Source organism: Flagellimonas sp., from assembly GCF_965601775.1.
Lineage (GTDB): Bacteria > Bacteroidota > Bacteroidia > Flavobacteriales > Flavobacteriaceae > Flagellimonas.
Window position 1 is genome coordinate 2,024,319 of sequence record NZ_OZ271837.1, and the last position, 21,950, is coordinate 2,046,268.

The window sequence follows — 21,950 nt, forward strand, 5'->3', positions numbered from 1 at the left end:
AATGAAACCATCCTACTATTTTTTACTGGCTTTGCTGTTCTTTTCAATAATAAGCTTTGCACAAGAAAGAAAAGCAGGACCCGTATTGGAGGACTATGGTAAGGTTTGGAAAATTGAAAATCCGGACTTTGCAGTTGATAAAACTATGGATTACAAAGTGGTTTTCGATATTATGGAAAGTCCTGATTCGCATACCGAGATAAACCGTAGCATTGAGACCGCTGCCCGTTTTCTGAATATGCACGCGCAAAGTGGGATTCCCTATTCTCAACTTAACGTAGCTTTGGTCGTCCATAGCAAAGCTTCTAAAGACCTAATTAACAATGAAGCGTACAAAGCTCGATTTGGAGTTAGTAATCCCAATTTCAACATGGTCAATCAGCTAATGGATGCTGGCGTCAAGGTGATTTTATGTGGTCAGTCGTCAAAATCAAGGGATTATCCCAAAGAAGACCTTATTCCTGGGACCGAGATATCGCTTTCAGCTATGACCGCCCTCATTCAACTACAAAATAATGGCTACCAACTCATTAAATTTTAATACAATGAAAAAGATTTTAACCCTAGCATGTTTTTGTTTTTGCTTTGCCCTTTGGGCACAAGGACCCAATTTGGAAAAAGACTATGCGGCCATCGAGTCCAAAGTGATCGCGTGGCGGCATGACATTCATCAAAACCCAGAATTGAGTAATCGCGAATTCAAAACCTCTGAAAAAATTGCCAAACATTTAAAATCTTTGGGAATTGAAGTAACCACAGGAGTGGCGCATACTGGCGTAGTGGGCATATTAAAAGGTGATAATCCGGGCAAAGTGGTTGCACTACGCGCCGATATTGATGCCCTACCCGTTACCGAACGCAATGACTTGCCATTTAAGTCTACCGTGACTTCAGAATTTTTAGGTGAAAAGGTGGGTGTGATGCATGCCTGTGGACATGATACCCATACAGCTATTTTAATGGGAGTGGCCGAAGTCTTGTCAAATAATAAGGATAAAATAAACGGTACGGTGAAATTTATTTTTCAACCTGCAGAAGAAGGAGCTCCTCCTGGTGAAGAAGGTGGGGCTTTGCTTATGGTCAAAGAAGGTGTTTTAAAGAATCCCGATGTGGATGCCATTTTCGGACTGCATATCAATTCTCAAACCCCAGTGGGCACGATTCGATATAAAATAGGCGGTGCTTTGGCCGCAGCACAAAGTTTTACTATTAAGGTGAAGGGAAAACAAAGCCATGGGTCGCAACCGTGGAGTGGTGTGGACCCGATTTTAATAAGTGCTAAAATCATTGACGGACTGCAGACCATCATCAGTCGTGAGGCCAATCTGACCAATGAAGCTGCGGTTATTACTGTTGGAAAAATCAAAAGTGGGGTTCGTTTTAATATTATTCCTGAATCTGCCGAAATGCTAGGTACCATCCGCACTTTGGATTATGATATGAAGGATCATATCAATAAGCGAATGAAAGAAATGGTAGCAGACATCGCCAAAGCCTATGGTGGCGAAGCTACATGTGAAATAAAAGATGCCACGGACATCACCTTCAATGTGCCTGAACTGGCACGGCAAATGTTGCCCACGCTACAACGGGTCGCAGGTGGTAAAAATGTTATCGCACAAAAAGCGATTACCGGTGCGGAGGATTTCTCGTATTTCCAAAAGGAAGTACCTGGGTTTTTCTTTTTTCTGGGCGGCATGACCCCTGGCAATACGGAATCCTATCCCCATCATACTCCAGATTTTCTTATCGATGATGCCGGTATGCAACTGGGTGTAAAGGCTATGACAGAACTGACGTTGGATTATTTGAGTATGTGATTATGGACTCCTTTTTGGATTTCCTTGGTAGTATTTCCTGGTGGGGTTGGATATTGTTTTTTTTGCTGCTTGTGGCAATCTGGGATATCTTTTTTCAGAAATCACATACCATAAAACACAACTTTCCGGTAGTTGGACATTTGAGGTATTGGTTGGAAAGCATTGGGCCAGAAATGCGTCAGTATTTTGTCGCAAACAACCGTGAAGAACTTCCATTCAATCGAATTGAAAGGGGTTGGATATATGCTTCAGCCAAAAAAGAGAACAATTATGAGGGTTTTGGAACGGACCGGGATATTTATGCGCATCAGCATATGTTCGTTAAAAATGCTATGATAGGGTACCAAATTCCTGAAAAACACCCAAATACCGAAAATCCATATTTTTTGCCCTGTGCCAAAGTAATTGGAGCGTATCATAAGCGAAAAAAGCCATACCGCCCTGCTTCGGTCATCAATATTTCGGCAATGAGCTTTGGTTCATTATCCGCAGCAGCGGTTAAATCTTTGAATCAAGGAGCTGCAAAATCGCATGCGTTTCACAATACGGGAGAAGGTGGACTTTCCCCCTATCACAAACAAGGAGCCGATGTTGTGTTTCACTTCGGGACTGGTTACTTTGGGGTAAGAAATAGTGAAGGCAATTTTTCCATTGAAAAACTTAAAATACTTGTAGATGAGAATCCGTGTATTAAGGCGATAGAAATCAAACTGTCCCAGGGTGCTAAACCGGGAAAAGGCGGGGTCTTGCCTGGCGCCAAAATTACTCCAGAAATTGCGGAAATACGGGGGGTTAAGGTAGGAAAGGATGTCCTGTCCCCTTCCACTCATAAAGCTTTTAAGAACGTTCCCGAACTGGTGGACCTCATTGAGCAAATTGCAGAGGAAACCGGATTGCCTGTTGGTATTAAGGGTGCTATCGGAAAATTAGATCAGTGGAAAGAACTGGCAGACTTGATGAAAAAAACTGGGAAAGGACCAGATTTTATTACCATAGATGGTGGTGAGGGTGGAACGGGTGCCGCCCCTCCAAGTTTTGCAGACCATGTATCCCTACCCTGGATTTATGGGTTTTCAAGTATCTATAAGATTTTTAAAGATATTGGACTTGCCGAACATATTGTTTTTATCGGAAGTGGAAAATTAGGGTTTCCAGCTAAAGCTGCAATGGCCTTTGCCATGGGCGTGGATTGCATCAATGTCGCTCGAGAAGCCATGATGAGTATCGGGTGTATCCAAGCCCAGGTATGTCATACCAACCGCTGTCCTGCAGGGGTCGCCACACAGAGCAAATGGCTTCAAAATGGAATTAACGTGCCTTTAAAATCTGACCGATTGGCCCAATATTTTAAGACCTTCAGAAAGGAGTTTTTAGAAATCACCCATGCCGCCGGCTACGAGCATCCTTGTCAATTTACTATGAAGGATATTCAAGTAAATGTAGATGATGATTATCTTAGCAGCGATTTATCAGCGGTGCACGGTTATGAAAAAAATGAAGTACCCTTTGATGGAATGCAGAAACTGTACGACTGTCCCCATCTGGGCGGTAAATCTCCTGAATATCAAACTTAAAAAACCTAAATCTAAATAATATGCAAACAAAACTACCTATTTTACTAGTACTCCTTTTATTTTCTGGGATTGCACTCGGGCAAAAAAAGAGTGAACTCTTTGCGCAAATTGAAGAACTAAAGTTAGAGAAGGATAGTATAGCACAAGAGCTGGCTACCATCAAACGGGAAGTTTCATCGAGCAAAGCCAAAGCTGAAACGCTGGAAACGGAAAATGTGAGCTTAAGGGAAGCTAATGCGACCCTTTTAAAAAATCTCACGAGTTTTTCTGAGCTTTCAAAAAAGAGCAGTGAAAATGTAAACAAGACCCTTGAAGCATTGGGTCAAAAGGAGAAACAGCTTAGCGATATCAATAAAATGATTGCTTCCAATGACTCTACTGCCATCGTGACCCTCACACAGGTAAAAAAGACCTTGGGTGAAAATACAAATGCGAATTTTTCAGAAGGAGACATTATCCTTTCGGGAAGTTTGAACAGCCTATTCGGTTCCGATAGTTCCACTGAGTTGACTGATGGCGGTAATGAATGGCTCGCCCGGGTTGCAGAAATCATAAAAGCCAACCCCAATCGTAAAACAGAGATTGTAGGGCTAAATATCACCGGAGAGTTTGGAGCAACCTATGACCAAGCCATTGCGGTTACCAAAAGATTGACTGATTCCTTAGGGGTAGCGACGGAAAAACTGTCCACTTCAGTACAAGATGGAAATTTCAAAGAAGGCATCGCAATCAAACTACGTCCTGATTACGAGGGTTTCTATGGGAAAGTCAAGGAAAACGTGAAGGTCGCTGAATGACTTTTGAGAATTTGTAGTCTTAAAATACTTGAATCTCCTTTCATACTTTTTCTAGGTTTAGTGCGTTCTATTTTCTAGTAAATCAAAAAAAACCAACTACCCATGACCGGAGATGAAATTTTCCAATTGTTCGCCTTTTTATTGCCTGCAGTCGTTACTGGAGCTGTAGCCTTTTACTTTTTTCGATTACATACCAGAAATGAAGATGGCAGAAGACGCTATTTGCTTCAAAAAGATGCCCAAAAGGACGCTTTGCCCATTCGCTTACAGGCTTATGAACGCATGGTGCTTTTTTTGGAAAGAATTTCATTGAACAGTCTTGTAGTGCGCGTTGCTCCGGTTGGTAACGGTAAGAATGATTACGAAAATTTACTCGTCAACCAGATTGAAACCGAGTTTGAACACAATCTTTCCCAGCAAATCTACATGTCTGATGAGTGTTGGAACATAATCAAAACGGCGAAAAATGCTACAATCCAAGCCATTCGTTCCGCGGGAATGAGCCAAACTGAATCTCCTGATAAATTACGGGAAGATATACTGAATCAAACCATGGAACGACAGTCTCCCTCTTCCACTGCACTTTCTTTTATTAAAAAAGAGGTAAGCGAACTTTGGTAGTTAACGCTATTCTCTCGATTTTTTAAACTCTGTTGGAGTCATTTGTTTTAGGGATTTAAAAGTCCTATTGAAGTGACTTACATTTTCGAAACCAGAGTTTAATGCAATCTGTTGTATAGATCCGTTGGTATTCACCAAGGATTGACATGCCATCTCTATTCTCATGATATTCACAAAACCGACAAAGGAATGTCCTGAGCATTTTTTAAACCATCTGCAAAAGGATTGAGGCACCATATTGCATTTTTCCGCCACATAGGCTACGGTTAACTTCCTATCCAAATGGTTCAAAATGTAATCGTTGATTTTTACAAAACGATCATCCCTAACTGTTAATGGGTATTTATATTCCTCAGAGGATAAAAACCTTTTTTCTGTATGGGATACAAGTTGGTTAAGTAATTCAAACAACAAAGAAATTCTTTGTATTCCATTGGCTTGCTCAAAGGACAAAATCCGGGGCATCAAGTTGTTCTTAACATCAAAAAATTGGATTCCCCTTTGAGATTGCCTGAATAGCGTTTCCATCGGATAGCATTCCTTAAAGTATTGGAAGAGCTCCTTTCTGAATTGAATCACATATGCTTTTTGGGTTTTTATTTCATCAAGGGTATTACTTACCCATTGATGAGGCGTGTTTTCGCCCAAAACTACCAAGTCATTTTCAGTATAGGGGTAGATGGAATCACCTACAAATCTAAATCCTTCACCTTTGGTAATTAATGTAATTTCTATTTCTGGGTGGTAATGCCAATAAGGCGAAAAATGGGACTCTTCCCTTACAAAAAAGTTAATTGACCCTTGAAAATGGATTTTTTCCAGATGTGCTTTCATTGTTGCAAATATAAACCTGATAATTTCTATAATGCCTTGAGAATGTTTAAAAACATCAATAATTGGTTATAATAGCATAATTCATGTACTGCTTTACATCCTAATTTTACGTTTATAAATGCAAGAAAAATGGAATTATTACAGCAGGCCTACCCCTTAAATGAAGATCATATTCGTTTTTACTCAGAGAATAAGTTTATTAAGTTGAAAAATGTGTTGGACGCTGAGGTCATAGCTTTTTACAATGATGTCATCTCCAAAAAAGTTGATGAACGCAATCAAGAAGAAACCCCTTTAGCCAAAAGAAACACCTATGGTAAGGCTTTTTTGCAGTTATTTAATTTATGGCAGCATGATTCTGATATCAAAAATTTGGTTTTTAGCAAGCGGTTGGCCGGAATTGCAGCTCAATTAATGCAGGTGGATGGAGTGAGACTCTATCATGACCAAGCACTTTTTAAGGAACCAGGAGGAGGTATCACCCCATGGCACGCCGATCAGTATTACTGGCCCCTGGAGACGGATAAGACAATAACCGCATGGATTCCCCTTCAGCAGACAGGGCTTGAAATGGGCCCACTTGAGTTTAGCGCAGGAAGTCATGCCATTTTGGAGGGAAGGGAATTATCCATAAGTGATGAAAGTGAAAACCAGATACAAGAAAGGCTAAGGGTAACGGACTTTGACCATGTAGTTGAACCTTTTGATGTTGGGGAAATTAGCTTTCATTCTGGGTGGATTTTTCACAGAGCTGGCGCAAACGCTACCCAGAAAATGAGAAAGGTGATGACGGTCATTTATATGGATAAAAAGATGAAATTGAAAAAACCGGAAAACGATGGGCAAATCAATGATTGGAAAACTTGGTGTCCAGGTGCTGAAATAGGTAAAGAAATCAGCACGCCACTTAATCCAGCTCTTTTTTAAATGAATTCCATCACATATTTAAATCCATTTTGGGGGAAAGAAAAACTCAACCCCAAAGAATTTATTCATCAATCCTTAACCAATGGATTCGACGGAATTGAGATTAATATCCCTAACATCCACTATGGATTATCCCTATATGATGAATTGAATGATGTTCGAAAAAAGAAATCAGACTTTCTAGTATGCTTGCAATGCCTGCCCGGTGCGAATGGAGAATCAATAAATCAGTTTATAGAAAATACTCTGGAGAAACTGGAAAATCTCGTTCAATTAGCGCCCAACTTTATTAACTCCCATACCGGAAAAGATTATTACTCCTTTTCAGAGAACTGTAAAGTGATTGAAGCTATTGAAGACTTTTCCATAAAACATGGCGTGCCTATTTATCATGAAATTCATAGGGGAAGATTTTCTTTTCATAGTACCACCACGATCAAGTATTTAGAAGTCTTTCCAGAGCTTAAGTTTGTAGGCGATTTATCCCATTGGTGTGTAACTTCTGAAAGTATGTTGGAAAATCAGGAAGAAGTAATCAATACCATAATTCCCAACATATATCATATACATGCCAGGGTGGGCAGTACGCAATCACCGCAAGTTAACCATCCTTTTGCTCCTGAATGGGATAATCACCTTAAGCGCTTCGTCAATTGGTGGCAAGCCATCGTAGACTATCATAAGGCATATAGAGGTATTTCGATAACACCAGAGTTCGGACCATTTCCGTATATGCCCAACGAACCCTTTACCAGAAAGCCTCTTTCCAATCAAAATGACATAAACAATGAAATGAAAGACTATTTAAAGTCAACTTTGCAATAAAAAACTGAAACCTGTTTTAATGCACTTACTTATTCTGAATGTTCTGGGTCTATAGGACTCGTTTCCTCATTTTTATTCTTGGCGTAGAGATAGCCTCGTTTCCACCATAGGGTCATTCTTTCCTTGTTAAAAATGAGTGAATTTGTCGTCAATACGGTTGGTGTGTAGTAAAAGTTGATGATAGCATCCTTTTGGTTGGCAACGAGTTTCCCAACACGCACGTTTTGATTCTCTATCCTATCCAGCATAAACTCGAAACTCGTGGTAATCAGTTCAAACGGACTTCGTACGGGCATTCGATTCAAATAATTTACTTCGGTACGGAGAACAACAACATCCAATTCTGTAGCTCCTCGTTTCAGAGCCTCTTCTATGGGCACCAAACTGCCTAGTCCCCCATCAGCATATTCACAGCCATTGCGTTTGACCAAACTCATAAATGGGACATAGTTCGAGGAAATCCAAACCCAATCGCAAAATTCCTCGTACGTGCAATCATTTATGGATTTGTACTCCACCTGATTTAAAGAAAGATTGGATACCGTAACTACCACATCCGTAGTGCCGCTTTTTAAGTAATTAAATTCTTCCTCGGTAATCGAATTATGAATGAGCTCCCGTAAATTCTCGCTTTCCCCAAAGGTCTTTTTTCCCCTAAAAAAGTTTTTAAAAACATTCCAGTGGTTAATTGCTATGCGTTCAACCCCATGCTTTTTCTTGATAATAAAAGGGCAATTATTGAAAATGCTATCCTGATTTACCGAAGAGTAAATTTCCTTGATTTTGTCCAACTTGTTAAGGGCCAAGTGGGATATAAGAAGACTCCCCGTTGAGGTTCCCACAAACAAATCGTAATCATGCTTTGCCTCTTGAATCAGGAATTGGGCGACACCTCCTGCAAAGGCACCCTTACTTCCTCCTCCTGATATGACCAAAGCTCTCATTTACTTAAGGTTTTATCCAAATACGCTTTTTCTTGTTGGTTTAGTAAGGTATATATAGATTTCAGTCGGTCTTTGTTCCCCTCCCCTTTCAAAAATTCTTTCAAATACTTCCGAGCAGATTTTTTAAAGTACCACACATGATGGTTGCAAGCGTTGATAAGGTTCTTTAACACCGAATCCGAAAAACCACCTAGGTTTTTCAAATACTGAAAGGCCAACAAACGGACTTCAAAATGATATTGGGGATGGGTATAACCACTTAACTCCTCATAAAAATTGCGCTTTTGTTCGTCTTTATAGTCCGGAGTGGCCAAAGCCAAAGCCAGCCAAAGCATGCGTACATTTTTATTGGGTAGACCAACTATATTCGAAGTTTCATCCAAATACCCAAATCTACTTTCTGGAAACTGGCTCCATAATCTATACAAAATCGCTTCTTGGGTCACATAACTCTCATCGCTTAGCAGGGATTCAAAAACGGGTTTTAAAGTCGGGGAGATTGTTAATTCGCTTAATGCCAAAGCTTGACGGACCTTAGGTTCTTCACCCGTAGTCATTTTGATTAACTTTTCTTCTGGAATATCCTTCGCAAAATCCAAAATAACTTGTCTTTTAAAGTGATAGGAGTCACTGATATCCCAATATTTTTGAATCATGCCATTTGCTAGGTTATTCGTAGATTTCTCCTTGGTCTTTTTTATGATAAAATAGGCTTCAAGAGATTTACATTGGGCCAAAAGGTAATTTTCTGCCAAATCAATTGGGAATTCAGAATTTGCAAGCCAGGTCTCCTCGAAATTTATCAATTTCATACCTGAAGCCTTTCTCATCTCCCACATGAAATCAGCAATGGTCACATTTTGATACGCATATTTTAGCAAGTAATTGCGCACTCCTTCCTTAAAAGCCTCTTCCCCTACTTTTTCTCTAAGTATAGCCAAAGCCCAAGCTCCTTTTTCATAGAAGGTAAGACTTCCTGCATTGGGATTGGTTAATGCCTCACCGTTTCCGTCCTTGGAAAAATTATACAAAGACGTGGCTGTCTCATATAACTTCCAGTAGAAATAATCCGCTCCAAACAACTCTTTTTCAGCCAGGTAAGCGTAATAAGTAGCAAAACCCTCATGAAGCCAATGATGATTTCCACTTTGTTCTGTTACCATATTTCCAAACCATTGATGCGCCAATTCATGGGCGTTTACATTCACATAATTTTTATCTGTAAATGCAACGGAATCCACCATGAAGGTATTTGAAAAAATGGTTGCTCCGGTATTCTCCATACCTGCGTAAAGAAAATCATGGACAGGTATCTGCTTGTAATTTTGCCAGGGGTAGGGAATCCCGATTTCATTCTCTAAAAAATCAAAAATCTCTTTGGTGAAACGATATGTCGGTTCAACTTTTAAACTGTCTTGAGGCTCGTAATACAATTCAATTGGAATTCCTGAAGTGGATTGTATGGTTTGTTTTGAATAATTCCCTATTCCAAAAGCCACCAAATAACTGCTCATGGGTTTTTGCATATTAAAGGTCCATATGGTTTCAGAGCCATGGTCCTCTTTCATTACCAATTTCCCGTTAGCGATTACCTGATATAGCGAATTAAAGGTTACGGACAGGTCAAATTCAATCTTATCGTTCATATCATCCAAGCTGGGCAGCCAATGACTGGTATATTTCCCTTGACCTTGGGTCCAAATCTGCCCGTTTTCCCTATTAAGCGCACCTAAAAGCTTTTCATCAAAGGACTTTTGTATTCTTGCATAATCCTTCTGTAAGTCTTTTGTAGAATTATCGGATTGCAGCGTGTCCGGTACTTCCCAACGAGAAAAATATACGGTTTGTTTGGGTGATGTGCTGTAGGTGAGTGAAAGCGTATATTCCCCATCTTTTTTGAGTCTTTTGTTAATGACGATTGTCTTTCCTGTATTTACATATTTAATGGGCTTTCCGTTTAACATTACGGAAGAAAAATCAATATCAACTGCGTCCAAAAAAATCGAATCAACATGCTGTAATACATTAAACTCATATTCCACTTTGCCTGAAATGCTTCGGTCATAAGGTTCCGGATGTATATGTACTTTAGCTCTTGTAAAATCCACCTTATCCTGAATCTGAGCCGAGGATAATCCGACAAGGAGAAGAAAAACGAGTAAGGGGAATGACTTCATGATTTGAGTATAGCAATAGTCTTTCCAAATTACATATTTTAGTTTGATGAATGCCAATTTTCTACAAACTCCAATCACCTATCTGAAAAATGTGGGGCCTAACCGGGCAGAAGTATTGCAGAAAGAATTGGGCATTTTTACCTATCGGGATTTATTACAACTCTTTCCCAACCGCTATTTGGATAAAACCCAGTATTACAAAATCAACCAATTGCAAGCCAGTGGTGCCGATATTCAAATAGTGGGTAAAATCATCCATCTAAAAACGGTGGAACAAAAAAGAGGGAAGCGATTGGTAGCGACTTTTGTAGATGAGACCGGACAAATGGAACTCGTTTGGTTCCGAAGCCATAAATGGATACGGGAAAATTTAAAACTGAATGAACCTTATGTAGTGTTTGGTAGAATATCTAGATATGGCAGTACTTTTTCCATGGCCCATCCCGAAATGGAGCTTCTTATAAAACATCAATCGGGGTTGAAAATTGCTATGCAACCCATCTATCCCTCCACTGAAAAGCTCAGTAGCAGGGGCATCACCAATCGTATAGTGAGCCAAATGGTCCAACAGCTATTTCTAGAGTGTAAAGGGAATTTTAGAGAATCTTTATCTGCCAAAATTTTGGATGAATTGAGGCTAATTTCAAAAAGCGAAGCCCTTTTGAATATCCATTTTCCTAAAAATCAAGAATTACTGGCCAAAGCACAATTTCGTCTAAAGTTTGAGGAACTGTTTTTTGTACAATTACAGCTGATATCAAAAAAACTCCTAAGAAAACAAAAGATAAAAGGGATGCCATTTCAAGAGGTAGGTTCTTTTTTTACTACGTTCTTCGAAAAGCACTTGCCTTTTGAGCTAACCAATGCCCAAAAAAAGGTCATTAAGCAAATCCGAAACGATTTAGGCAGTAATGCCCAAATGAATCGTTTGCTTCAGGGCGATGTCGGCTCAGGTAAAACTATTGTGGCCCTTTTGTGCATGCTTTTGGCCATGGACAATGGATTTCAAGCCTGCTTGATGGCGCCCACCGAGATTTTAGCCCAACAACATTACAACGGATTGAAGGAGTTGCTAGGCAAAATGGAAGTGAATATCGATTTGCTGACCGGTTCCACTAAAAAATCGGCTCGAAAAGTGATTCATGAGAGCCTACAACAGGGAGAATTAAACATATTGGTGGGCACCCATGCACTTTTGGAAGATACCGTTCAGTTTAAAAATTTAGGGTTGGCCATAATTGATGAACAGCATCGCTTTGGTGTAGCGCAACGTTCCAAACTTTGGCATAAAAATGATATTCCGCCTCACATTTTGGTCATGACCGCTACTCCCATACCCAGAACCTTGGCTATGAGTCTGTATGGTGATTTGGACATTTCAGTAATTGACGAGTTGCCTCCCGGCCGCAGGCCCATAAAAACGGTACACCGCTTTGATTCCAATCGCTTAAAAGTTTTCCAGTTCATCAAAGATGAAATCAAAAAAGGTCGACAAATTTATGTGGTTTATCCATTGATTGCCGAATCGGAAGCACTGGATTACAAGGACCTTATGGATGGATATGAAAGTATTGCTCGGGATTTTCCCTTGCCCGAATATCAGATTTCCATTGTTCATGGCAAAATGAAACCTGCCGACAAAGAATATGAAATGGAGCGTTTTGTGAAAGGCGAAACCCAAATTATGGTGGCTACCACAGTGATTGAGGTTGGGGTGAATGTTCCCAATGCTTCCGTAATGATTATTGAAAGTGCTGAACGTTTTGGACTGTCCCAACTGCATCAACTTAGGGGACGTGTGGGTCGTGGCGGTGAACAGAGCTTTTGCATTTTGATGACCAGTCACAAACTTTCTGAGGATTCAAAAACCCGATTGGAAACCATGGTCCGAACCAACGACGGTTTTGAAATTGCGGAAGTGGATTTAAAGTTAAGGGGGCCTGGTGACCTTATGGGCACCCAGCAGAGTGGTATGTTGAACCTTAAGATTGCCGACATTGTAAAAGATAACCAAATACTACAGACGGCTCGTCACTATGCCATTACTCTTCTCAAAGATGACCCAAACCTACAGCGCCAGGAAAACCATTCCATACTACATGCCTATCAAAACCTGACTCAGGATAAGACCATCTGGAACTACATAAGCTAATGAATTCGCGGACATCTTGAAACCTCTTGGTTTTCAAGTTAAAAGTGAGTTAATTCCCTGTTAATCCACCCTCCTTTTCAAGCAAAAGAATCTACCTTACCTTCAAATTGACTAACATGAAAAAAAATATTATTCCTTCCGTTCTACTGGTACTTGCCTTGTATGGTCTATCCTCTTGGACCGAGGCAGAAACCTCTGAAGACCTTACAGCAAACTTCACCTATGGTGACCCCGAAATCGGTTCTATCAACGCGCTAAGTTTTGGCCCAGATGGCATACTTTTCGTTGGAGATTCCAAAAATGCCATGGTGTATGCGTTGGATACAAAGGACATCGATGAAAAAGCCAATGGTGCAGAAATAAACATCAGTAAGTTTGATGAAATGGTGGCGTCTTCTTTGGGTACCACTGCGGATAAAATCAGTATTGGTGATATGGCAGTGAACCCAAAGTCCAAGACCCCATATTTTGCAGTAAGTATGGAAGACGGTGCAACAGTACTTCTTCGAATGAATGGTGAGGCTTTGGAAAATGTGTCCCTTAAGGAGATAAGTTATTCTAAAATTTCATTGGCTGACCCCATCGCGGTTGATGCAAAAAGTAAAAGAGATAGACCGCTAAGAGTATGGGCTATCGCGGATTTAAAGTTTCATGGTGACCGTATTTTGGTATCAGGACTTTCCAACAAGGAGTTTGCCTCTACGTTTAGAAGTATTCCTTTTCCCTTTACTGATTCACAAGACCAGACCTCGTTGGAAATCTGGCACGCGGCACATGGTAAGTACGAAACCCATGCTCCTATCAAGACTTTTGATGTAGTTTCTTTAAACAATCAGGATTATCTGATGGCCAGCTATACCTGTACTCCTTTGGTTTTGTTTCCAATGAGTGAGTTGGAAAATGGAAAACATATTAAAGGGCGCACTGTTGCCGAACTAGGCGCTGGAAACTCTCCTTTGGATATGATTTCATATGAAAAAGAGGGAAAACAATACTTTTTAATGTCCAATAGTAATCGTCCTGTGATGCGATTGGATTACGAAGACATTGCCAATTTCAAAGAGACCCTTACGGAGCCCGTAACTGAATTTTATGTGTCCACAGGAGTACCATACGACAACTTGCCTTTTCCTTATGTGCAACAAATGGATAATTTGGATGACACCCATGTCCTTTACATTCAAAGAACTGGGAACGGGGAGCTCGTATTACGCAGTAGGCCAACTAAATGGATGTGATTTACCTTTTCTCAACGAAATACAAAAAGATCAAGTTCCTCTTGGTCTTTTTTTGTGCCACGCTTTTATTTAATTGTAGGCACCCTGAATCTCTTGGGGAAATTCACCTCAACTACAGTGATGGTAGAGCGATAAGTGTAAATTTTGAAGCCGAGAAATCCCAAGAATACAAGGTGTTTCTAACGCAAAACGACCTAGTCCCCATTTTGGGAACATATAGTCACAATAATGGAATCTATACGTTTACTCCCGTGGTTGCTTTTACCTCTGGCCAAACCTATGACATCCGTAAAAATGGAAAACCGATAGCTTCGTTTACTATCGATAAAAGCAGTAGCGAAAAAGCCCCTGAACTTCTGGCTATTTATCCTTCCTTTGACACCGTACCCCAGAATCTTCTAAAAATGTACTTTGTATTTTCCGAGCCTATGCAACATTCAAAAAGTGCTTTGGATTTTATCAGGGTTTTTGATAATACGACCCAAAAAGAGACAGATGTCTTTTTGGAAATGCAAACCGAATTATGGAACAAAGAACATACTCGACTAACTCTTTGGTTAGACCCTGGGCGCATTAAGACCGATTTGATACCCAATCGCGAAAAAGGACTTCCCTTACTTCAAAATCACAACTATACCATCTCTATCGATAGCCTATGGACTTCTGCACAAGGGAATTCCCTTTCCAAAAAATACCATAGGACAATTAGCGTAGTAGGAAAGGATTTGCAGAGACCCAATCCAAAGCTGTGGGATATTATTGTTCCCGAAATAAATACGCGTAATCCTTTGGAAATTCATTTTAACGAACCCATGGACGCTATTTTGGTCTTGGAAACCATTCAGATTAGAAACAGTAAAGACCAAACTTTGGAAGGTACTATTTCGCTTTCAGAAAACGAATCAAAACTTGTGTTCAAGCCAATCGAAAAATGGACTTTGGGAACATATTCTATTCATGTGAATCCCGTTCTTGAGGATTTGGCTGGAAATAATCTGGAACGTCTTTTTGACACCGATTTACAAAATGCAACTACAATTCAAAAAATAGATAATACCCTAACTTTTGATGTAGTGGACTAGCAAAGAAAATGCCCAGGAAAACCTGGGCACTTAGAAAAACGCTATGAAAGTATGTGCTTAGTTGATCGCTTCTCCTTTTTCTGCTTTGGCAATGTTCGCGGCAACGCGGTCTTTGTTCGCTTGCGCCGGAGCATTTTCCAAAGCAATTTTTAAATGTTTTACTGTGGATTTATTATCTCCTAAAGCGGAGTATCCCCTTGCCAATCCGTAATGAACGGGCCAGGTTCCTTTGTGGGCCTTGGCATTCCATTTAAAGATTTCAAGGGCCTCATCATGCTTACCTTGGGCAATGAGTTGTCTGCCATACCCATGGACTTGGAAAACAGTCCCCAAAGGCAGTGCTTCCTCCATTAAGGCCTCGGCTTCAGATGTCTTTCCTTGTTTGGCCAGAATCTGTGACTTGATACTTAAATTATTGAATGTCTTTTGACTAAAGAATTGACCAGCTATCGCAGCATCAGCCCAGGATAGTGCCTCATCCAAATCACCATCATTGTTTAACGCGAAGTTGGCTGCTTGCTCCCAACTCTGTCTGGCAAATCCAGGTGTGGTTTGCAACTGTTGGCGAACTTCAGCCAAAACATTGTTGGTAACATCAGTTTCAATTTTAAAAGGAATCTGTTTCCTTTCCCAGCTTAAGGAGGCAATAGCCGAATTGGCATTCACATCATGAAAATCATAAGTCAATTGCTCAACATGGGAAACTTCCTTGGTTTCCACATCCACGCGCAACACGTCTTCCTCTGGTTTGTAAAAGTAACTCCCCCATGCATCATGGTTTTTGGAAAAAATCACCGTCGCCGAATTGTCTTCATTGACAATCATATGCAATCCATACTTACCTGCAGGTAGCGTTTTCCCCCCAATGGTTAGGTCATGGGTGGTTTTAAAAATGGTATTTTCATTGGCACCAGCCCTCCAAGGAGATTCAGTGGCCGTGCCAAATCCTAAATTATTCATGCCATAAGGCACTAAAGCGCCCCAAATTTCGCGGTCATTTACACTGGGGCGAGAGTAAACAATAGTCACATCCGTATTGCCTATCCGCTGCATCACTTTAGCCATTTGGCTACCACGTGGCATAAAGTTTAATTGAGCGATTGAAGTTGTGGATGTACAAAAAATTGCTAGAAAGATAATGGCTGAAAAAGCCGAGTAACATTTCTTCATTGGTTCGTTTTTGATTTTGTTAATGAATAAACTAAAGGTTGTGGGTCTAAAGTAAAAATGACTACGCTTGGAGTTCGTTACAGCAATGTTAAATTAAATGTCAACCTGTTAAAATTCAGAAGATTAAGTATAATAAATATAAATAGGTCCATATTATGTTAATTTGTTTAACAAATCATAGCGTAAGTTTTTATCGGCGGTTACTTAAATAAAAATTAAGCAGCGAATAAGCCCCTAAGCATCCCTAAAAATTTATATTTCTTTAATTCGTTTCGCCGAATTATTTCACAATTTCAAACACAGATATGCAAAGAGTATTTCGTTGAACATCGTAATTTCAAATCCTTTGTATTGCCCTCTTATTCCCTTAAAACTACTTTTATCCATTAGTAAAGTTTAGAACGAGAAAATGAGCAAAACGCTATTTGACAAAGTATGGGATTCCCATGTGGTTCAACATATTGAAAATGGTCCTGATGTCCTTTTCATTGATAGACATTTGGTACATGAAGTGACAAGTCCTGTTGCTTTTCTTGGGCTTAAAAATAGAGGCATTAAGGTGCTCTATCCGGAACGCACTTTTGCGACGGCAGACCACAATACGCCTACTCGCAATCAACATTTGCCGGTAAAGGATAAACTTTCGGCCAATCAATTAAAGGCGCTGGAAGAAAATGCTTCGGCGCATGGTATTCCGTATTGGGGACTTGGACATGAAAAAAACGGAATTGTCCACGTAATTGGTCCGGAAAATGGAATTACGGTTCCAGGAGCAACGATTGTATGTGGAGATTCCCATACTTCCACCCATGGAGCGTTCGGGGCTATAGCCTTTGGTATTGGAACCAGTGAGGTTGAAATGGTACTTTCCACCCAGTGCATTATGCAGCCCAAACCCAAAAGCATGCGAATTACCATTGATGGGGAGTTGAGCAAGGCGGTTACACCAAAAGATGTTGCGCTGTATATCATTTCACAACTATCAACCTCTGGAGCGACAGGGTATTTCGTGGAATATGCTGGGGAAGTATTTCGCAATATGTCAATGGAAGGTCGAATGACCGTGTGTAACTTAAGTATTGAAATGGGTGCACGTGGAGGTATGATTGCTCCAGACGATACTACTTTCGATTACATTCAAGGAAGGGAATACACGCCTAAAGGTAAGGAATGGGACAAGGCCATGGAATACTGGGGTACCCTACATTCTGATAAAGATGCAGAGTTCCACAAAGAGATTACATTCAACGCTTCCAATATTGAACCTATGATTACCTACGGTACCAATCCGGGAATGGGTATCGGAATCCAGAGTGGCATTCCAACGGCAAAAGCGATGGATGCCGGTGCCGCTACCTATCAAAAATCCTTGGCCTATATGGATTTCAATGAAGGGGAAGCCATGATTGGAAAACCTATAGATTTTGTTTTCCTCGGAAGTTGTACCAATGGTAGAATTGAGGATTTTAGAGCCTTTGCTTCAATCATTAAGGGAAGGAAAAAAGCGGACAACGTTACCGCTTGGTTGGTGCCTGGTTCCCACAAAGTAGAGGAAGCCATCAAAGAAGAAGGTATTTTGGACATTCTTCATGAGTCCGGATTTGAATTGCGCGAACCGGGTTGTTCCGCTTGTTTGGCCATGAATGATGATAAAATCCCAGCCGGGAAATACGCGGTCAGTACTTCCAATAGAAATTTTGAAGGCAGACAAGGCCCAGGAGCGCGTACCCTTTTGGCTAGTCCCTTGGTTGCAGCGGCAGCAGCAGTCACTGGGAAAGTAACGGACCCTAGGGAATTGATGGAACTTCAAGAAGCCTAAACAATGGTTTTAACCAATAACTGATAGCTAACAACTGATTACTGATAGCTGACAACTGATTACTGATAGCTGACAACTGATTACTGATAATTAATAAAATGGCATACGATAAATTCAACATATTAACCAGTACTGCAGTTCCGCTTCCCATAGAGAATGTGGATACGGACCAAATTATACCTGCCCGTTTCTTAAAAGCCACAGAACGAAAAGGTTTTGGGGATAATCTGTTCAGGGACTGGAGATACAATCCGGATAATACGCCTAAAGAACACTTTGTATTGAACAATCCCATTTATTCAGGGAAAATCTTAGTGGGTGGAAAAAACTTTGGTTCCGGTTCTTCTAGGGAACATGCGGCGTGGGCGGTCTATGACTATGGTTTCCGCTGCGTAGTTTCCAGTTTTTTCGCAGATATTTTTAGAAACAATTGCTTGAACATCGGGGTTTTACCGGTTCAGGTAAGTGCAGAATTCTTGGATAAAATTTTTAAGGCCATAGAAGCAAATCCCAAGACGGAAATCGAAGTAAATCTTCCGGAGCAAAGAATTATGATTCAAGAAACGGGTGAAATTGAAAGTTTTGCCATAAATGATTACAAAAAACAGAACATGCTCAACGGTTTTGATGATATTGACTTTCTGTTGAACATCAAGAACAATATTCAATCATTTGCCCAAAACACCCCACTGTAATATTTAGAGCCATTGGTGTTTATTCGTGAAATTCGTGTCAATCACACAAACTCAAACCAAAAAGATTAGAGGCAATTCGTGAAATTCGTGTCAACCATAAACCCAAAAACAAAGAGATTCTAGACGATTCGTGAAATTCGTGTCAACCATAAACCCAGAAATAAAGAGATTCGAGACAATTCGTGAAATTCGTGTCAACCACAAACCCTAAAACAAAAAGATTCGAGACAATTCGTGAAATTCGTGTCAACCCCATTAAACAAAGGACCCTATGAGCAAAAGGACAGTCGAAATAATGGATACCACCCTTAGGGATGGGGAACAAACCTCTGGAGTGTCCTTCTCTTCTTCGGAAAAGCTCACCTTGGCCAAATTGTTGCTGGAAGAACTCAAGGTAGACCGTATTGAAGTAGCTTCAGCCCGCGTATCTGATGGTGAGTTTAATGCCGTGAAAAATATTACGGATTGGGCAAAAACCGAAGGGTATATTTCAAAAGTGGAAGTATTGACCTTTGTGGATGGTGGTGTTTCGCTCGATTGGATGAAAAAAGCAGGAGCCAAGGTGCAGAACCTATTGACTAAAGGTTCTCTTAACCATTTGACACACCAACTGAAGAAAACACCAGAACAGCATTTTGAAGCAATCCAACAAGTCATTGAAAAGGCCCAAGAAATGGGCATCGACACCAATGTGTATTTGGAAGATTGGAGCAATGGCATGCGAAATTCAAAAGATTATGTGTTTCAATTTTTGGATTTTTTGACCCAACAGCCCATAAAACGAGTTTTGCTTCCTGACACCCTAGGCATTCTTACCCATTTCGAGGCGAGAGCATTCTTAAAAGAAATTATAGAACGATACTCTGAAACACATTTTGATTTTCATGGGCATAATGATTACGATTTAAGTGTTGCCAACGTCATGGAGGCGCTAAAGGCGGGTTGCCACGGCCTGCATTTGACCGTCAATGGTATGGGCGAACGCGCGGGAAACGCTCCCTTGGCCAGTGTAGTGGCCGTAATCAATGATTTTCTTCCAGAAATAACCATTGGGGTCAAAGAATCTTCGCTCTATAAAGTGAGTAAGTTGGTCTCCGCCTTTACCGGATTTGGAATTCCTGACAACAAACCTATTGTTGGAGATAATGTTTTTACGCAAACTGCTGGTATACATGCAGATGGAGACAATAAAAAGAACCTTTACTTTAATGATTTATTACCCGAACGTTTTGGCAGAAAACGAAAATATGCACTAGGAAAAACTTCTGGAAAAGCGAACATCCAAAAGAATTTACAAGAACTCGGTTTGACTTTAAATGATGATGAGCTCAAAAAAGTAACAGAACGCATCATCGAATTAGGCGACAAAAAAGAACGGGTGACCAAAGACGATTTACCTTATATCATTTCTGACGTTTTGGATTCGGATTTGTATCAGCAAAGGGTTTTTGTAAAATCCTATGTATTGACGCATTCGAAGGGATTGAAGCCCTCTACTACCCTATCTATCGAAATTGATGGAAAATCCTATGAAGAAAATGCCCAAGGAGACGGTCAGTTCGATGCCTTCGTGAATGCTTTACACAAGGTGTACAAAAAAGAGGGAAAGGAATTGCCCAAATTGGTAGACTATGCCGTTCGGATTCCTCCGGGAAGTACCTCAGATGCCCTTTGTGAAACCATAATCACCTGGAAAACCAAAGAAAAGGACTTTACAACCCGAGGATTGGATTCGGACCAAACGGTATCCGCAATTAAAGCCACCGAAAAAATGCTAAATCTATTTTAACACAATAAGCAATGGGCAGTTACCAATGTACAATTAACAACAAACAAAGAAGGATAGCCCTTGTACCTTTGCCTTTAACCTTTCAATCTTTTACCAATAGAGAACACCAAACTGATAACTGATAACTGATAACTGATAACTGATAACTGAATTAATGAAACTCAACATAGCCCTTTTAGCCGGAGATGGAATTGGTCCCGAAGTGATAGACCAAGCCGTAAAAGTATCTGATGCCGTAGCCGAAAAATTCAATCATGAAATCAGCTGGACCCCGGCGTTGACCGGAGCAACTGCCATTGATGCCGTGGGCAATCCCTACCCGGATGAAACCCATGAAATCTGCGAAGCGGCGGATGCCGTGTTATTTGGAGCAATTGGTCATCCGCGATTCGATAATGACCCATCCGCTAAAGTTAGGCCCGAACAAGGTTTGTTGAAAATGCGTCAGAAGTTGGGACTCTTTGCCAACGTAAGGCCAACCTTCACCTTTCCTTCCCTTATCGATAAATCCCCATTAAAGCGGGAGCGTATTGAGGGTACCGATTTAGTATTTCTTCGGGAACTGACAGGAGGTATCTACTTCGGAAAACGAGGGCGCGAAGATGATGGCAATACGGCGTACGACACCTGCACCTACACTCGTGCCGAGGTGGAACGACTAGCACGAAAAGGCTTTGAAATGGCCCTATCACGTTCCAAAAAATTGTGTTGTGTGGATAAGGCGAACGTATTGGAAACTTCACGCCTATGGCGCGAAACAGTTCAAGGTCTGGAAAAAGACTACCCTGAAGTGGAAGTGTCCTACGAATTTGTAGATGCCGTGGCCATGCGACTCATTCAATGGCCCAATGCCTATGACGTACTCATAACGGAAAACCTTTTTGGCGACGTACTTACCGACGAAGCCTCTGTGATTTCCGGTTCTATGGGATTGATGCCTTCGGCCTCTCTGGGTGAGAAAACTTCGCTGTTTGAACCCATCCATGGTTCTTATCCCCAAGCCGCTGGAAAAGACATTGCCAATCCCTTGGCCACTGTACTTTCGGCCGCCATGATGTTCGAAACCGCATTTGGATTACAAGCCGAAGCAGACGCCATACGTGCTGTGGTCAACAAATCCCTAGCTGAAGGCGTAGTCACAGAAGATTTAGCAGAAGGAGGCAAAGCCTACAAAACCTCAGAAGTCGGAGATTGGCTCGCTTCTCACATTTAATTCTCAATTTACAGTGAACAATTTTCAATGACCAATCGACAATGATTGATTACTGGTTACTGTTTACTGACCACTGATAACTGATTACTGATTCAACTAACCTCCCCCAACACCGCACATCCAACATCCAGCATCTCGCCTCCATCTTCTTCTTTCCATTTATCCTTTGACCATTTACCATTTCCCTCTCCATTTTCAATTATTTACTAACGTCACACCATGCACCAACTCCAATTCCTGATTACTGTTTACTGACCACTGATTACTGATGAC

The 21,950-nt window shown here is 40.8% G+C and carries 18 protein-coding genes; 14 read left to right on the forward strand and 4 right to left on the reverse strand.

Features of this window, described 5'->3' with window-relative positions; all coding sequences use genetic code 11:
- Window position 1 precedes the first annotated feature (1 nt).
- The 5 genes from ACSLUF_RS09355 to ACSLUF_RS09375 all read left to right on the forward strand — a co-directional run bounded on the left by ACSLUF_RS09355 (window position 2) and on the right by ACSLUF_RS09375 (window position 4,812).
- Window positions 2-541: a DsrE family protein gene (locus tag ACSLUF_RS09355; protein ID WP_435622516.1), complete on the forward strand. Its 540-nt coding sequence runs from the start codon at window positions 2-4 to the stop codon at window positions 539-541.
- Window positions 542-545: 4 nt separating this feature from the next.
- A complete protein-coding gene (locus tag ACSLUF_RS09360; protein ID WP_435622517.1) occupies window positions 546-1,820 on the forward strand; it encodes an amidohydrolase in 1,275 nt (424 codons plus the stop codon).
- A gap of 2 nt (window positions 1,821-1,822) precedes the next feature.
- The gene (locus ACSLUF_RS09365) at window positions 1,823-3,394 is read left to right on the forward strand and encodes an FMN-binding glutamate synthase family protein (RefSeq protein ID WP_435622518.1); all 1,572 of its coding nucleotides are present in this window, start codon (window positions 1,823-1,825) and stop codon (window positions 3,392-3,394) included.
- Window positions 3,395-3,414: 20 nt separating this feature from the next.
- The gene (locus tag ACSLUF_RS09370; RefSeq protein WP_435622519.1) at window positions 3,415-4,191 is read left to right on the forward strand and encodes a hypothetical protein; all 777 of its coding nucleotides are present in this window, start codon (window positions 3,415-3,417) and stop codon (window positions 4,189-4,191) included.
- Between the two features lie 102 nt (window positions 4,192-4,293).
- Window positions 4,294-4,812: a hypothetical protein gene (locus ACSLUF_RS09375; protein ID WP_435622520.1), complete on the forward strand. Its 519-nt coding sequence runs from the start codon at window positions 4,294-4,296 to the stop codon at window positions 4,810-4,812.
- Window positions 4,813-4,818: 6 nt separating this feature from the next.
- Here the strand turns inward: ACSLUF_RS09375 and ACSLUF_RS09380 are convergent, their stop codons facing one another.
- Window positions 4,819-5,646 carry an AraC family transcriptional regulator gene (locus ACSLUF_RS09380; protein WP_435622521.1) on the reverse strand — a complete coding sequence of 276 codons (828 nt, stop codon included), beginning with the start codon at window positions 5,644-5,646 and terminating at the stop codon, window positions 4,819-4,821.
- A gap of 129 nt (window positions 5,647-5,775) precedes the next feature.
- Here ACSLUF_RS09380 and ACSLUF_RS09385 point away from each other — a divergent pair, with 129 nt between their 5' ends.
- Window positions 5,776-6,573, forward strand: coding sequence for a phytanoyl-CoA dioxygenase family protein (locus tag ACSLUF_RS09385; RefSeq protein WP_435622522.1), 798 nt, complete (start codon window positions 5,776-5,778; stop codon window positions 6,571-6,573).
- Complete coding sequence (locus ACSLUF_RS09390; protein ID WP_435622523.1) at window positions 6,574-7,398, forward strand: sugar phosphate isomerase/epimerase; 825 nt, start codon at window positions 6,574-6,576, stop codon at window positions 7,396-7,398. It abuts the gene before it with no gap.
- Window positions 7,399-7,427: 29 nt separating this feature from the next.
- On the opposite strand, the gene ACSLUF_RS09395 is transcribed toward ACSLUF_RS09390, so the two are convergent.
- Both ACSLUF_RS09395 and ACSLUF_RS09400 read right to left on the reverse strand, forming a co-directional pair.
- Window positions 7,428-8,342, reverse strand: a complete 915-nt coding sequence (locus ACSLUF_RS09395) for a patatin-like phospholipase family protein (protein ID WP_435622524.1) — start codon at window positions 8,340-8,342, stop codon at window positions 7,428-7,430.
- Complete coding sequence (locus ACSLUF_RS09400) at window positions 8,339-10,519, reverse strand: M1 family metallopeptidase (protein WP_435622525.1); 2,181 nt, start codon at window positions 10,517-10,519, stop codon at window positions 8,339-8,341. Before ACSLUF_RS09400 ends, ACSLUF_RS09395 begins: the two co-directional genes overlap by 4 nt.
- A 46-nt stretch (window positions 10,520-10,565) precedes the next feature.
- On the opposite strand from ACSLUF_RS09400, the gene recG reads away from it, so the two are divergent.
- From recG to ACSLUF_RS09415, 3 genes are all read left to right on the forward strand, one after another.
- Window positions 10,566-12,671, forward strand: coding sequence for an ATP-dependent DNA helicase RecG (gene recG / locus ACSLUF_RS09405; RefSeq protein WP_435622526.1), 2,106 nt, complete (start codon window positions 10,566-10,568; stop codon window positions 12,669-12,671).
- A gap of 116 nt (window positions 12,672-12,787) precedes the next feature.
- Window positions 12,788-13,909: a hypothetical protein gene (locus tag ACSLUF_RS09410; RefSeq protein ID WP_435622527.1), complete on the forward strand. Its 1,122-nt coding sequence runs from the start codon at window positions 12,788-12,790 to the stop codon at window positions 13,907-13,909.
- Complete coding sequence (locus ACSLUF_RS09415) at window positions 13,906-14,991, forward strand: Ig-like domain-containing protein (RefSeq protein WP_435622528.1); 1,086 nt, start codon at window positions 13,906-13,908, stop codon at window positions 14,989-14,991. The genes ACSLUF_RS09410 and ACSLUF_RS09415 overlap by 4 nt, the downstream gene beginning before the upstream one ends.
- A 57-nt stretch (window positions 14,992-15,048) precedes the next feature.
- Here ACSLUF_RS09415 and ACSLUF_RS09420 read toward each other — a convergent pair whose 3' ends face one another.
- On the reverse strand, window positions 15,049-16,161 hold the full coding sequence (locus tag ACSLUF_RS09420) for a DUF2911 domain-containing protein (protein ID WP_435622529.1): 1,113 nt from the start codon (window positions 16,159-16,161) through the stop codon (window positions 15,049-15,051).
- A gap of 409 nt (window positions 16,162-16,570) precedes the next feature.
- Here ACSLUF_RS09420 and leuC point away from each other — a divergent pair, with 409 nt between their 5' ends.
- The 4 genes from leuC (at window position 16,571) to leuB (ending at window position 21,677) form a co-directional block, all read left to right on the forward strand.
- Window positions 16,571-17,980: a 3-isopropylmalate dehydratase large subunit gene (gene leuC, locus ACSLUF_RS09425; protein WP_435622530.1), complete on the forward strand. Its 1,410-nt coding sequence runs from the start codon at window positions 16,571-16,573 to the stop codon at window positions 17,978-17,980.
- A 98-nt stretch (window positions 17,981-18,078) separates the two neighbouring features.
- The gene (gene leuD, locus ACSLUF_RS09430) at window positions 18,079-18,675 is read left to right on the forward strand and encodes a 3-isopropylmalate dehydratase small subunit (protein ID WP_435622531.1); all 597 of its coding nucleotides are present in this window, start codon (window positions 18,079-18,081) and stop codon (window positions 18,673-18,675) included.
- Window positions 18,676-18,946: 271 nt separating this feature from the next.
- Entirely contained in the window at window positions 18,947-20,464 is a 1,518-nt protein-coding gene (locus ACSLUF_RS09435; RefSeq protein WP_435622532.1) for an alpha-isopropylmalate synthase regulatory domain-containing protein, read from the forward strand.
- A gap of 154 nt (window positions 20,465-20,618) precedes the next feature.
- Window positions 20,619-21,677 (forward strand): 3-isopropylmalate dehydrogenase, encoded by a 1,059-nt coding sequence (gene leuB, locus ACSLUF_RS09440; RefSeq protein WP_435622533.1) that lies wholly within the window; start codon window positions 20,619-20,621, stop codon window positions 21,675-21,677.
- The last annotated feature ends 273 nt before the right edge of the window (window positions 21,678-21,950 follow it).